The sequence below is a fragment of the Streptosporangium amethystogenes genome (assembly GCF_000721075.1).
GTDB lineage: Bacteria > Actinomycetota > Actinomycetes > Streptosporangiales > Streptosporangiaceae > Streptosporangium > Streptosporangium amethystogenes.
Window position 1 is genome coordinate 152,376 of sequence record NZ_JOEQ01000002.1, and the last position, 13,438, is coordinate 165,813.

General features: G+C 71.0%; 10 protein-coding genes. 8 read left to right on the forward strand and 2 right to left on the reverse strand.

Annotation, left to right across the window (positions count from 1 at the left end; genetic code table 11):
* Positions 1-3 precede the first annotated feature (3 nt).
* The gene (locus IG98_RS0102460) at positions 4-1,839 is read right to left on the reverse strand and encodes an AMP-dependent synthetase/ligase (protein ID WP_030904717.1); all 1,836 of its coding nucleotides are present in this window, start codon (positions 1,837-1,839) and stop codon (positions 4-6) included.
* Positions 1,840-2,019: 180 nt separating this feature from the next.
* On the opposite strand from IG98_RS0102460, the gene IG98_RS0102465 reads away from it, so the two are divergent.
* Complete coding sequence (locus tag IG98_RS0102465) at positions 2,020-3,519, forward strand: peptide MFS transporter (protein ID WP_030904720.1); 1,500 nt, start codon at positions 2,020-2,022, stop codon at positions 3,517-3,519.
* 38 nt (positions 3,520-3,557) lie between these two features.
* Positions 3,558-4,169: a trimeric intracellular cation channel family protein gene (locus IG98_RS0102470; RefSeq protein WP_211263861.1), complete on the forward strand. Its 612-nt coding sequence runs from the start codon at positions 3,558-3,560 to the stop codon at positions 4,167-4,169.
* 17 nt (positions 4,170-4,186) lie between these two features.
* Here IG98_RS0102470 and yczR read toward each other — a convergent pair whose 3' ends face one another.
* Positions 4,187-5,635, reverse strand: coding sequence for a MocR-like transcription factor YczR (yczR, locus tag IG98_RS0102475; RefSeq protein ID WP_030904724.1), 1,449 nt, complete (start codon positions 5,633-5,635; stop codon positions 4,187-4,189).
* A gap of 63 nt (positions 5,636-5,698) precedes the next feature.
* On the opposite strand from yczR, the gene yczE reads away from it, so the two are divergent.
* The 6 genes from yczE to IG98_RS0102505 all read left to right on the forward strand — a co-directional run bounded on the left by yczE (position 5,699) and on the right by IG98_RS0102505 (position 13,396).
* Positions 5,699-6,343: a membrane protein YczE gene (gene yczE, locus IG98_RS0102480; RefSeq protein WP_051751396.1), complete on the forward strand. Its 645-nt coding sequence runs from the start codon at positions 5,699-5,701 to the stop codon at positions 6,341-6,343.
* 9 nt (positions 6,344-6,352) lie between these two features.
* Entirely contained in the window at positions 6,353-8,113 is a 1,761-nt protein-coding gene (locus IG98_RS0102485) for a glycoside hydrolase family 15 protein (protein WP_030904727.1), read from the forward strand.
* Between the two features lie 162 nt (positions 8,114-8,275).
* Entirely contained in the window at positions 8,276-8,530 is a 255-nt protein-coding gene (locus tag IG98_RS44405) for a hypothetical protein (RefSeq protein ID WP_051751398.1), read from the forward strand.
* A 103-nt stretch (positions 8,531-8,633) separates the two neighbouring features.
* Positions 8,634-9,476 carry a nucleotide exchange factor GrpE gene (locus tag IG98_RS46500; RefSeq protein WP_051751401.1) on the forward strand — a complete coding sequence of 281 codons (843 nt, stop codon included), beginning with the start codon at positions 8,634-8,636 and terminating at the stop codon, positions 9,474-9,476.
* Between the two features lie 100 nt (positions 9,477-9,576).
* Positions 9,577-11,406 carry a dynamin family protein gene (locus IG98_RS0102500; protein WP_030904732.1) on the forward strand — a complete coding sequence of 610 codons (1,830 nt, stop codon included), beginning with the start codon at positions 9,577-9,579 and terminating at the stop codon, positions 11,404-11,406.
* A gap of 64 nt (positions 11,407-11,470) precedes the next feature.
* On the forward strand, positions 11,471-13,396 hold the full coding sequence (locus IG98_RS0102505; protein WP_030904748.1) for a dynamin family protein: 1,926 nt from the start codon (positions 11,471-11,473) through the stop codon (positions 13,394-13,396).
* Positions 13,397-13,438 lie beyond the last annotated feature (42 nt).

Sequence of the window (13,438 nt, forward strand, 5' to 3'; positions counted from 1 at the left end):
CGCTCAGTCCTCGTACATGCCGTCGATGATCTCGGCGTACCTGGCGTGGATGATGCGACGCTTGAGCTTCAGGCTCGGGGTGAGCTCCGCGGTCTCGGCGGTCCACTCCACCGGCAGCAGGCTCCAGCGCTTGACCTGCTGGACACGGGCCAGTTTCTCGTTGGCGACGGCGATGGCGCCCTCGACGGCCTTGAGGACGTCGGGGTGCTCGGCGAGGTCCGCCAGGGTGGTGAACGTGATGCCGTTGGCCTGCGCCCAGCCGGGGGCCACCTCGCCGTCGAGGGTGAGGATCGCCACCGGATAGGGCCGGCGGTCGCCGTAGGCGAGGGCCTGACCGATGAGCGGGTGCTCCTTGAGGTAGTTCTCGATGTTGGCCGGGGAGATGTTCTCGCCTCCCGCGGTGATGATGAGCTCCTTCTTGCGGTCGAGGATGCTGACGAAGCCGTCGTCGTCGATGGAGCCCACGTCACCGGTGTGCAGCCAGCCGTCGGCGTCGATCAGCTCGGCGGTGGCCTCCGGCTGTCCCAGGTAGCCGTGGGTGTTGGCCGGGCTACGGGTGATGATCTCGCCGTCCTCGGCGATGCGGACCTCGACGCCGGGACCCGCCTGACCGACGGTGCCGAGCTTGAAGCTGTCGGGGGCGTTGGCGGTGAAGGCACCGGTCGTCTCGGTCATCCCGTACACGTCCAGGACCCGCAGGCCGAGGCCGGCGAAGAAGCGCTGGACCTCCAGCGGCATGGGCGCGGCCGCGGTGGCGAGCCAGCCCGCGTTGTCGAAGCCGATCATCGATCGGATGATCGACAGCAGCGCCGCGTCGGCCTGCTCGTAGGCCGCCAGCACCTCGGGCGAGGGGGTGCGCCCGTACTGGTTGGCCTCGATGTAGGCGAGCCCGGCGGCCATCGCGTTGCGCACGCCCTCCTGCTGCTCCTCGGGCTGGGTGGCCAGCAGTGCCTGCAGGCGGGCCATCATCTTCTCCCACACGCGCGGGACGCCGAAGAACAGCACCGGCTTGACCTGGCCGAGGGTCGCGCCGAGCTGGGCGAGGTCGGTGCAGAAGTGGGTGTGGGAGAGCTTGAAGAGCGGCAGGTAGAGGCTGAGCACCCGCTCGGCGATGTGCGCGTAGGTGAGGTAGGAGATCTGGGTGCCCCTGCTGGGCAGGTTGGCCATCCTGTTGGTGGCCACGACCTCGAAGAACACGTTGGAATGGGTCAGCGGCACGCCCTTGGGGTTGCCGGTGGTGCCCGAGGTGTACAGGACCGTGAGAACGTCGTCGGCGGTCACCGCCTGCCAGCGGGCATCGACGGCGGCGGGGTCGGCCGCGAGCCGGTCGCGGCCGAGGGCCAGGAAGTCGTCCCAGGAGACGAACCGGTCACCGGCCGGGGCACCCTCCAGCACGATCACCTTGCGCAACTCGGGAAGGTCGTCAAGGACCGGCTCCCACCTGGCCAGCTCCGCCGGTCCGCCGAGCACCGCGATCTTCGCCTTGACGTCGCCGGCGACGAAGGCCACCTGCTCGGGGGCGAAGGTCGAGTAGACCGAGCACGACACCGCGCCGGCGTGCACCGCGCCCAGGTCCGCCAGCACGTGCTCACTGCGGTTCACCATCATGAGCGCGACCGCCTCGCCGGGCTCCAGCCCGAGGGCGGCGAACCCTGCGGCGATCTCCAGAACCCGCTGCCGGGCCTCGGAGTAGGTCAGGGTGGACCAGCCCCCCTCGACCGGGTCGGAGTACGCCGGGGCGTCGGGGTCGCCCTCGGCCGCCTCCTTCAGTTGACCACAGACCGTACGGCCCGCGATCTCCCTCTCGATGGCCGCCCGCTCCTCAAGGACACCGGTCATACAGAGCCTCCTGAAAGTGCTCACTTGCACGAGTGGCATGCATCGCACCACACGCCGTTCCTCCCGGACAAGACCCTGAAAGGGAGAAGAAACATCACAATGCACAGTTGCCTTCGGCACCCCGGCAGGGGGTGCACGTAGAGTTGCCAATTGATCACACTGTGACATTCTGGGGGGCGCATGCCATCGGGGAGACGTGCCCGCGAGAAGACCTTCTTCGGGCACCCACGCGGCCTGGCGACGCTGTTCGGCACCGAGATATGGGAGCGCTTCAGCTGGTACGGCCTGCGGGCCATCCTCGCCACCTTCATGGCGGCCTCCCCCGCCATCGGCGGCCTGGGCCTGAGCCAGCAGACCGCCCAGGCGGTCGTCGGCATCTACGGCGCCCTCATCTATCTCGTCGCCCTGCCCGGCGGCTGGATCGCCGACCGGATGCTCGGTGCCCGCAGGGCGGTGCTGTGGGGCGCCTCCGTCATCATGTGCGGCCACATCAGCATGGCCATCCCCGTCGAGACCGGCGCCTTCGTCGCGCTCGGACTGCTCCTCATCATCGCCGGGACCGGGCTGATGAAGCCGAACATCTCCACGATGGTCGGCAAGCTCTATCCGCAGGACGACGACGCACGCAGGGACGCCGGATTCTCGATCTTCTACATGAGCATCAACATAGGCGCCTTCATCGCCCCCCTCGTCGTCGGCTGGCTCGCCTCGGGCAACCGCTGGCACCTGGGCTTCGGCGCGGCGGCGGTCGGCATGGCCCTGGGCCTTGCCCAGTACGTGCTGGGCAGACGGCATCTGAAGGGCGTGGGCGAGCGGCCGGGACACCGGCTGACCCCTCGCGAGCGCAGGCACTTCGGCCTCGCGGCGGCCGTCGCCGCGCTCGTGACCTGTGGTGGCCTGGCCGCCTGGACGGCGTCGGGCACCTTCGACCTCGACACCTTCGCGCTGGTGATGACGCTGTTCATCGTGACCGTGCCGGTGTTCTACTTCGGCTACATCCTGCTGGGCAGCCACAACCTGACCGATGACGAGCACTCCCGGATGAAGGCCTACATCTGGCTGTTCATCGCCGCCGCCATCTTCTGGACGATCTACGACCTGGCGCCGACCGTGCTGCTGTTCTTCGCCCAGAACAAGACGGACCTGTCACTGTTCGGCATCCGGATCACCCCGGCCACCACGCAGTCGTTCAACCCGCTGTTCATCATGATCTTCGTGCCGCTCTTCGCGGCGCTCTGGGTCAGGCTGGGCAACCGGGTGACCGCTCCGCACAAGTTCTCGGTGGGACTGTTCATCAACGGCCTGAGCTTCATGATCATGGCTTTGGCCGCCAAGCTGGCCGAGAGCGGGAGGATCTCGGTCTGGTGGCTGGTGCTGGTCTACCTCGTCCAGGTCTTCGGCGAGCTGTCGCTGAGCCCGGTCGGCCTCTCGGTCACCACCAAGCTCGCCCCCGAGGCGTTCAAGAGCCAGCTGCTGGGACTGTGGTTCATCTCCATCTCGGTGGGCGACGCCGTGGGCGGGCAGACGGGGCGGCTGAAGAACCACATGTCGGAGCCCGCGTACTTCCTGACCCTCGCGCTGATCGCCGTCGTGGCGTCGCTGGTGCTGCTCGCGTTCGCCGGCAGGCTCCACACGATGATGCGCGAGCACCGGCCGCCGAACACCACCCCGCCGCCTTGACGGAAATCTCATATATCCGGTCATGGGATGATTTATCCGTGAATAATGTGCTCGATCTCGTCGGGATCTTCGTCTTCGCTCTCTCCGGTGCCCTGGTGGGCGTGCGCAGGCGGCTCGACGTGGTGGGCATGGCCGTGCTGGCCGAGATAACCGCGCTGGGCGGCGGAATCGCCCGCGACCTGATCCTGAACGTGCGGCCCGCCGCCTTCTCCAGCATCGGCTACGTGGTCGTGCCGGTGCTGGCCACGGTGATCGTGTTCTTCTGGCACCCACAGGTGGAGCGGGTGATGCCCGCGGTGAACGTGCTGGACGCCGCGGGCCTCGGCCTGTTCTGCGCGGTCGGCACCGAGAAGGCGATGTACTTCGGCCTCACCCCCCTGCACGCGGCCCTGCTCGGGGTCATCACCGCGGTCGGCGGTGGCATCCTGCGTGACGTCCTCGCCGGGCAGATCCCCACCCTGCTGTACGACCGCCAGCTGTACGCGGTGCCCGCCATGCTCGGCTCGGCGGTCATGGCTCTGCTCTACACCCTGAATCTGCACGGCTGGCCGGCCACGCTGGCCGCCGCCCTGCTGGCCTTCGGGCTGCGCATCGTGGCCATGCGGCTGAAACTGCGGGCCCCGCTGGCCAGAGGCGTCACCTCCGAGTAGGCCCTCCCGGAGCGGGCTCAGAGGACGGGGGTGAGAGGCTCGGCGGGCCGGATGCCGTACACCCCTCTGAGCCTGGCCTCGGCGATGCGCCGCACCGCCTCGACGAGGACCCGGGGCGGCTGGGTGAAGGGCAGGCGCAGCCGCCCCTCCAGCGTGCCGTCCACGCCGAACCACTGCCCGGGGGCCAGCCGGACCCCCTGGCAGGCCGCCGCGTCGGCCAGCGAGGTGGCCGACGATTCCGGCAGCCGCACCCAGAGCGAGCCGCCGCCCCTGGGCGGAACGAAGCTCCAGTCGGGCATCCGCGCCGCCAGCTCGGCCGCCAGGGCGTCCCTGGAGGCGCCGAGGAGGCGGGCGCGCTCGGCCCTGGCCCCCTCGATGTCCTCGAACAACCTGGCCACCACCAGCTGTTCGAAGAGCGGGCTGGCGATGTCGATGGAGGCACGGAGCACGGCAAGACGGCGAACCGTGGCGGCGGTGGTGCGAATCCAGCCGATGCGCAGCCCGCCCCACCACAGCTTGGACGCCGAGCCGATGGTGATCACCCTCCCGTCGGTGTCGAAGGCGGCCAGCGGCGTGGCCCGGGCCTCCTCGTCGAGCGCCAGCTCACACCAGCTCTCGTCGACCACCAGGACCGTGCCGTAGCGCCGCGCCGCACCGGCCAGGGCCGCTCGCGCCGTGTCGTCCATCAGGTGTCCCGTCGGGTTCTGGAAGTCGGGGATCACGTACGCGAGGCGGGCGGCCGACTGACGCATCGCGCAGGTCAGCAGGTCCAGGTGATGCCAGCCCTCGTCGGGGACGCCGACTCCGACGATCCGGGCGCCGCGCATCCTGGCCAGGTCGATGGCGTGCGGGTAGGTGGGCGACTCCAGCAGCACCGGGTCCCCGCGCGAGAGCAGCATCGTGGTCACCAGGTGGATGGCCTGCTGGGCTCCGGTGGTCACCAGGATCTGCTCCGGCCGGGTGGCCACCCCCCGCGCGCTGTAGCGGGCGGCGATCGCCTGGCGCAGCGGGGCGACCCCGAGCGGGTCGTAGCCCGTCCCGAGCGTGTAGCGGGGATACTGGCCGCCGACGGCGGTGATCGCCTCGGGCAGCGTCGAGATCGCGCTCGGGGCCGCGGTGTGCATCGGCAGCAACCCGTCGTCCTCGGCGGCGATCCACGGGTTGTCCGCGCCCAGCGAGCCCGCGTCGGGCAGCGCCGTCCAGCTCCCCGCCCCCTGCCTGCTCTCCAGGTACCCCTGCTCGCGAAGGAGGTCGTAGGCCGCGGTCACGGTGGTGCGGCTGACGCCCAGCGCCTCGGCGAGGTGGCGCTCGGCGGGCATCCGTACCCGCACCGGCAGCCGCCCGTCGAGGACCAGCGACCGCACGCTCTGGGCCAGCACCCGGTAGTACGGCCTGGCGCCGGGGTCGATCGCCAGGAGACGGGCGAGCTGGGGGCCACTGAGATATCGATCCACCCCAACCACCATAAGGCCACTTTCCGTAATTGGCCCTTTTGTCTGGAAGCAGTGGCCCGGACGATTGGGACTATCATGAGCGAACTCTCCCTGCCCACCCTCGGCTCCCTTCCCAACCGGCTCACCCGTCTGTACACGGGCCTGGCGCTCTACGGCATCGGCGTCGGCCTGCAGATCGAGTCCCAGCTGGGCGGTAGTCCCTGGGACGTGTTCCACCAAGGGCTCTCCATCCACCTGGGCCTGTCGATCGGCACCTGGATCATCATCGTGGGCGCCCTGGTCATGCTGCTGTGGATCCCGCTGCGGCAGAAGCCGGGGCTGGGCACCCTCAGCAACGTCGTCCTGCTCGGACTGTTCGCCGACGCGGCCATCTGGCTGGCCCCGACCCCGGACGCGCTCGCCGCGCGCTGGGCGTACCTGCTGCTCGGCGTCGTCACCACCGCCGCGGCCACCGGCCTCTACATCGGTGCCGGTCTCGGCCCCGGACCGCGCGACGGCCTGATGACCGGCCTGAACCGGCTGGGCCTGTCCATCCGCTCGGCCCGCACCGTCATCGAGGTCACCGTGCTGGCCGCGGGCTGGCTGCTCGGCGGGACCGTGGGAGTGGGAACGCTGGTGTTCGCCCTCGGCATCGGTCCGCTGACCCAGTTCTTCATGCCGCGGACCCGTCCGGGAGCGCGGTTGCGCTCCCGGCCCCCGGGGAGCGCGCCGAAGCGTTAGCTTCGAGGCATGTGGATCGAGGACTACGCTCTCATCGGCGACATGCAGTCAGCGGCCCTGATCGGCAGGGACGGCTCCATCGACTGGCTCTGCCTGCCGCGCTTCGACTCGCCCTCGTGCTTCGCGGCACTGCTCGGCAACGCCGGGAACGGCCAGTGGTGGATCGGCCCCGCGGACGCCGGGCGGCCCCACGCCACCCGGCGCCGCTACCGGGGCGAGACCCTCATCCTGGAGAGCGAGTGGGACACCCCCGGCGGCACGGTCCGGGTGACCGACTACATGCCCACCCGGCACACCAACCCCGACCTGGTGAGGATCGTGGAGGGCGTGTCGGGGACGGTGAAGATGGCCACCGAGATCCGCATCCGCTTCGACTACGGCCGGATCGTGCCCTGGGTGCGCCGCAGCGACGGCCTCCTGCAGGCCGTCGGCGGACCCGACTCCGTGTGGCTGCACTCCCCCGTCCCGCTCCAGGGCGGCGACTACGCCCACAAGGCGACGTTCGAGGTCTCCGGGGGAGACAGCATGGCGTTCATCTTCACCTGGCACCCCTCACACGAGCCCCGGCCCGAGGAGATCGACCCGTACGAGCAGCTGACCGCGACCGAGGAGCTGTGGGCCGAGTGGGTCGAGCGGTGCGGCTACCAGGGACCGTGGCGCGAGGCCGTGGTCCGCTCGCTCATCACGCTCAAGGCGCTCACCTACGCCCCCACCGGCGGCATCGTCGCCGCACCCACCACCTCACTGCCCGAGGACCTCGGCGGCGTGCGCAACTGGGACTACCGCTACTGCTGGCTGCGCGACGCCACCATGACCCTGGACGCCCTCATCGGCTCCGGCTACCTGGACGAGGCCCGCGCGTGGCGGTCCTGGCTGCTACGGGCCATCGCGGGCCGCGGCCAGGACCTGCAGATCATGTACGGCGTCGCCGGGGAACGCCGGCTCACCGAGCTTGAGCTCGACTGGCTGCCCGGCTACGAGGGCTCCCGGCCGGTCAGGATCGGCAACGGCGCGGTCGACCAGCTCCAGCTGGACGTCTACGGCGAGGTCCTGAACTCCCTGTACCTGTCTCGCGTCTCGGGCCTGGAGTCCGACCATCGGGCCTGGACCATCCAGTTCGAGCTGATCTCCTATGTCGAGGAGCACTGGGACGAGCCGGACGAGGGGCTGTGGGAGGTGCGCGGCCCACGCCGGCACTTCGTGCACTCCAAGGTCATGTGCTGGGTCGCCCTCGACCGGGCCATCAAGCACATGGAGACCTTCGGCAAGCCCGGCCCGCTGACGCGCTGGAAGGAACTGCGCGACCGCGTCCACGCCGAGGTCTGCGACAAGGGCTTCGATCCGGTACGCGGCACCTTCACCCAGTCCTACGGCTCGCCCGAGCTGGACGCGGCCCTGCTGCTGATCCCGATCGTCGGCTTCCTGCCGCCGGAGGACCCGCGCGTGATCGGGACGGTGGAGGCGATCCAGCGCGAACTGATGGCCGACGGCTTCGTGCTGCGCTACCCGGTCTCGGCCGACAACGAGGTGGACGGCCTGCCCGGCGGCGAGGGGGCGTTCCTGGCGTGCAGCTTCTGGCTGGCCGAGGTCCTGGCGATGATCGGCCGCAAGGACGAGGCGGTCGAGCTGTTCGAGCACCTGCTGTCGCTCCGCAACGACGTCGGTCTGCTCGCCGAGGAGTACGACCCCCGCTACGGCCGGATGGTCGGCAACTTCCCACAGGCCTTCAGCCACGTCCCGCTGATCCACACCGCCCGCGCGCTCAGCTGAGAAGGCGACGCCCAGCCGCCCGTTTTGTGCCCTTAAATCCCTATAGAGCAGCCAAGCCAACAGATTTCTTAAAAATCATCAAGAAATCTGGGATTCGGCTGCAACAATCCGGTGCGAGTGTGACTCTCATCCGCTGTAACACCATCGGAAAGGAACGAACCAATGAGCGATTTCGACGTGACCACCACGGACCTGGTCGACTACGACGGCGACGGAGGGACCGACGCCCAGCTGATCGACACCGACGGTGACAACATCGCCGACGAGGAGCGCTACGACGTCGACGGCGACGGCGTCACCGATGTCGTCTACCTCGACCACGACGGCGACGGCTACATCGACGAGACCCGGGTCGACCTGAACGGCGACGGGGTCGCCGACTACACCGAGTACTCGGGCCCCTTCCCGACCGTCTGACGGAAAGAACCGGCGTGAGCCCGCGTGACCTCACCGGGAGGGGGACCCGGATCCGGGTCACAAGGGCCGCCGACGAGAAAGGCGATCGATGAGGGACCGACGCGTGTTCCTTCCCCTGCTGTTGCTGGCCTGGCCGGCACTCACCGGCTGCGGCGCGGTGGCGGGACTCCGAAGGGAGACCGTCGGCACGCCCTCGGCATCCCTGCGAGGCGACGGTGTCGGCTCCCTGCGCCCGGAGGAGACGGGATCCATCACGGTGGGAACACCGATCGGGCTCCTCCCGCTGCCCCTGGTGCTCGCGGTGGCGGCGGGCACCCTGGCCGCGGCGGCCGCGGGCCTGTACCTGTGGCACCGCAACCGCCGCCCCGCCCAGGCCCCCATGCCGGGCACCTGGCAGACGGCCTCGTACGAGACACCGTGGCAGGGGACGCAGCCACCGTTCCCCGCGGGCCAGGTGGGCTCGGTGCCGGACCGACCCGCCGCCGGCCATGCCGTCCCAGCGGCGGATCCACCCGCCGGCCCACCCGCCGGCCCGTCGGACGACCCGCTGTCCGAGGCACTGGCCCAGGTCTCCGGAAGCGGGATCAGCCCGGCGCTCACCCAGCAGGTGGAAAGGCTCTTCTCCGAAGGCCACCCCGGGCGTGAGGCCCTGGTCGGGGCCTGCGTGGGCTACCGGGACCAGCTCGCGGAACGCCACCCCCGGCTGGCCGGGACACTGCTGGAGGCGCTGAACCGGGCCGGCGTCCAGGAGATCGTCGCGGACGGGCAGCGCTTCGACCCGCGTCTGCACGAGGCGTTCGGCACCGCGCCGGCCGACAGCCCCGAACTGCACGACGTTGTCGCCGAGACCGTCCGGCGAGGGTACGCCGACGGCGGACAGGTGATCCGCGTACCGCAGGTCGTCGTCTACCGCCACGTCTCACCGAGCTCCGGGGCGGAGCGGTGAGCGGCTCGGCGCCCCGCGAGAGCAGCCTGCCGGACCTCGCGACGGACATCGGGTGCGCGGCAGGTCGCGAGAACGTACCGGACGGCCAGGGCGGTGACGTGTGAGCACCGGGCCCGCGGACCTGCTGCGCCGCCTGTGCGACACCACCTCGGCCAGGCTTTCCAGCGCGGAGCTGCGCGAGCGGGTGGCGCAGGTGCGCGCCGGCCTCGACGCACCGCTGCGGGTCGCCGTGGCGGGCGCGGTCAGCAGCGGCAAGTCGACGCTGGTGAACGCGCTGCTCGGCCTGCCCGTCGCCCCGGTGGACGCCGGTGAGTGCACCTTTGTCGTCACCCAGTACGAGTACGGCGAGGACGACGGCCGCATCACGATCGAGCTCCTTGACGGCGGCGTGGCCCACTCCCGGCTGTTGCCCGGCCACCGGCTCCCCTCGGAGCTCGGCGTCGACGTGGCCCGGATCCGGCGCCTGCGGGTCTCCCTGGACCTGCCGTCGCTGCGCACCATCACCATCATCGACACCCCTGGCATGAACACGGTGACGGCCGCCAACGAGCGGGCGGCCAGGAGCATGCTGTTCGGCTCCGGCGACGAGGACGACCGCGCACAGGCGATGATCTACGTGCTGCGCTACGTCCAGAAGTTCGACGACACCACCCTCGCGGAGTTTCGCGGGCTGACCGATGCCTGCGGGATGAGCTGCGTCAACACCCTCGCCGTGCTCGGCCAGGTCGACCGGCGCGGCGACGAGGGCGACCCGTGGCCGACCGCCAGGCGGCTGGCCGCCAAGGGGTACGAAGACCTGCGCACCTCCGTCTTCGACGTGGTCCCGGTGATCGGCCTGCTGGCCGAGACCGCGCGCGCCCTCCCACTGGGCGGTGAGGAGGTGGCGGCCCTGGAGACGCTGGCCGGACTCGACGAGGACGACCTGGAGGACTACCTCCTGGACCTGGACGACTTCCGCTCCGCGCCCGAGATACCCGTGCCGGCCGAGGTGCGCCACCGGCTGGTGGAGCGGCTGCACCGCTACGGCATCACCAGCGCGGTCGAGGCGGTGCGCGCGGCAGGCATCCTCTCTCCCGAGGCGCTCACCTCCCACCTGCTGGAACGCTCCGGCTACTCCTCCGCGGGGCGAGCCGCGACCGGCTCCGTGGCCGCCGGCCTCGCCCACTTCGCCCGCCGCGCCGACCAGCTGAAGGCACTCGACGCGCTGACCCGGCTCCGCGCGCTCGCCAGGACGCCGGCGATGGGGGCCGACCGCGCCACCCTGGACTCGCTGGCGGCCCAGCTCGACGAGAACCGGCCGATCGCGACCTCCCTGGGCGGCCTGCGGATCTTCACCGCCGCCGAGGCACTCGGCCGCGGAACGCTGGTCCTCAACGAGGAGATGACCGCCGAGCTGCTGCGCCTGGCCCGCCACGATGGGCCCGCCGAACAGCTCGGCCTGCCCGCGACGGCCTCCCCGGAGCAGATCGCCGCCGCCGCCACCGCGGCGTCGATGCGCTGGCGCACGCTCGCCATGATGAGCGAGGGACGCGCCGGCGGGCACCGGGCCAGGGACGTGCTGACCGTCCTGGAGGACCTCGTCTCGGCGGCGTTGGAGGAGCAGGCACCCCCCGGCGGCGACGGGGGCGGCGAGAGGCTCCCGCCGGTCCGCGTGGACCCCGCCGCGATCGAGACGCTGCGGGCCTCCCCCATGGTCCCGGCCGACGACCGGCGGGCGCTGGAGCTGCTGCTCTCCGGGGCCGAGCTGGCCACCCAGCTCGGGGCGCCCCCCGGGACCCCGCGCGCCGAGATCGCCGGTTATGCCGCGGCCCTGAGCGCCCGGTTCCGCGCCATCACCCACCGGCCACTCCCCCTGCGGCAGCGACGGGCGGCCGAGACCCTCTGCGAGGCCTACGAGACCATCTGGTCGCACCACGCGGACGGTTCCTGAGGCGGGACAGCGCCGGAAGGCGGCACCGGCCCACCCCATCCATCCCCGACAGGAGAAAAGGATCATGACGACCCCCGACCCGACCGGCCCCGTGGCCAGGCTGCTGCGCTACGCCAACGAGGTCCACACGCTGGCCGGGCAGTGCGGCAGGCAGGACCTCGCGGAGGTGCTGGCCGCGTGCGCGGGCCGCTGGAAGGACGAGTGCACCGACATCGTTGTCGCCGGGGCGCAGAAACGCGGCAAGAGCCGGCTGCTCAACACGCTGGTGGGCCACCCCGACCTGCTCCCGGTCGACGCCGACGTCGCCACCAACTGCTTTCTGTCGCTGCGGCGCGGCCCCCGCCTGGCCGCCGTCGTCCACCGCAGCACCGACTCGGGGCCGCTGCAGACACCGATCACCATCGAGTCGATCCCCGACTACGCCTCGATGCGCGGTGACGCGGGCAAGCGCCGCGACGTGGTGAGTGTGGACATCACCCTCGACAACCCCCTGCTCGACGGGTTGCGGCTGCTCGACACCCCCGGCGTGGACAGCCTGACAGTGGGACACCGGCAGGTGACCGTGGCCATGCTCCAGCGGGCCGACGCGCTGCTGTTCGCGCTCAGCGCGCAGGACCAGCCGGTGCTCAGGCACGAGCTGGAGTTCCTCGCGGAGGCCGCCGAGCGGGTCCAGGCGATCGTGTTCGTGCTGACCAAGGTGGAGGATTCGACCAACTGGCGAAACCTTCAGGAGGAGAACAAGACCCGCCTGAGGACGTTCGTCACCGAGGCGATCGCCGCCGATCCCGCCAGGGCCGCGACACTGGCCCCGCTTCTGGAGGCACCGTGGATCCCGGTGAGCGCCAAGCTCGCCGAGGCCGCCGAGGCCAAACGGCGCGAGGGACGCGAGGAACGGGCGAACACACTGCGGGCACGCAGCGGCATGGACGCGCTGGAGCGGCACCTGCGCGCCTTCGCCGAGGGCAGGGAGTCGGCGCGGGGCGCCACGGTGGTCGCCGCCGCCCTGTCGGTGCTGGGCTCGCTGGCGACCAGCGCCAAGGACGACGTCGCCGCGGGCTCCGACGACGACGGCGACGTCACCGCCCGGCTCGCCGAGGTGGACGCCGACCTGGCGAGCCTGGCCGAGCTGTCCGCGCGGCGCAGGGCGGGCATTGTGGCCAACACCTTCATCGGACGCGAAGTGGGGGGCATCGTGGGCGCGCGGGTGGCCGAGATCCGCCAGCCGTACGAGAACATGATCGCCACGCTGAAGAAGCAGGCCCAGATCGACCAGTACATGGCGGAGCTGCCGGTGAGCGTCCAGCGTTCCCTGGAGGCCGCCTGGTCGCAGATCGTCTACGACGTGGAGAGGCTGGCCAGGACCACGCTGGACGCCTTCGCCCGCGACCTCGGCCTCGACCCGGTCGAGCTGACCGCCGACAGGCAGGCGATGCCCAGCCTGTCGCAGGTACAGGTCAGGGGCGACATGGCCGCCGAGGCCCCGGAAAGCGTGGACATCATCCGGGACGTGCTGCCCTCGGCCTCGATCGGGCTGTCCCTGGGCGGCTTCGCCACGGCCCTGCTCGGCCCGGTGGGCTTCATCCTGGTCGCCCCGGCCATCGGCGCGGCCATCTTCATGGGGCGGCGCTCGATGGAGAAGGTACAGCGCAGCCAGGCCGCGATCAGAGGGGCGCTGCGCGACCAGTTCGCCGTGGTCACCAGGGAGATGACACTCGACCTGGAGCGGATGGTCGCCACCTGGCGGGTGAGCGTCGAGCAGGCCGCCGACGACACCCTGGCCCGGCGGCGCAGGGAGCTGGAGACCAGACGCGCCGAGCTGAAGTCCGCTTCCGCCCGCTCGGCCGCCGACCGCCTCAAGGCCCGCAAGTCGGGCCAGGACCGGATCGCCGCGATCGGCACCCTCACCACGCGCGGCCACGAACTCCGCAAGGAACTGGCCGGTGCGGTGGCCGCCCTGGGCACCGAGCAGCCGGTCCCCGCCGGGACCTGATCGGACGGCGGCGCCGGTCACCCGGGTCTGGAGTCTCTGACC

Coding starts and splice junctions, on each gene's coding strand:
- IG98_RS0102460 (WP_030904717.1), bottom strand. CDS start 1,839: ATGACCGGTGTCCTTGAGGAGCGGGCGGCCATCGAGAGGGAGATCGCG.
- IG98_RS44405 (WP_051751398.1), top strand. CDS start 8,276: ATGAGCGATTTCGACGTGACCACCACGGACCTGGTCGACTACGACGGC.
- IG98_RS0102505 (WP_030904748.1), top strand. CDS start 11,471: ATGACGACCCCCGACCCGACCGGCCCCGTGGCCAGGCTGCTGCGCTAC.
- yczR (WP_030904724.1), bottom strand. CDS start 5,635: ATGGTGGTTGGGGTGGATCGATATCTCAGTGGCCCCCAGCTCGCCCGT.
- yczE (WP_051751396.1), top strand. CDS start 5,699: ATGAGCGAACTCTCCCTGCCCACCCTCGGCTCCCTTCCCAACCGGCTC.
- IG98_RS0102485 (WP_030904727.1), top strand. CDS start 6,353: ATGTGGATCGAGGACTACGCTCTCATCGGCGACATGCAGTCAGCGGCC.
- IG98_RS0102465 (WP_030904720.1), top strand. CDS start 2,020: ATGCCATCGGGGAGACGTGCCCGCGAGAAGACCTTCTTCGGGCACCCA.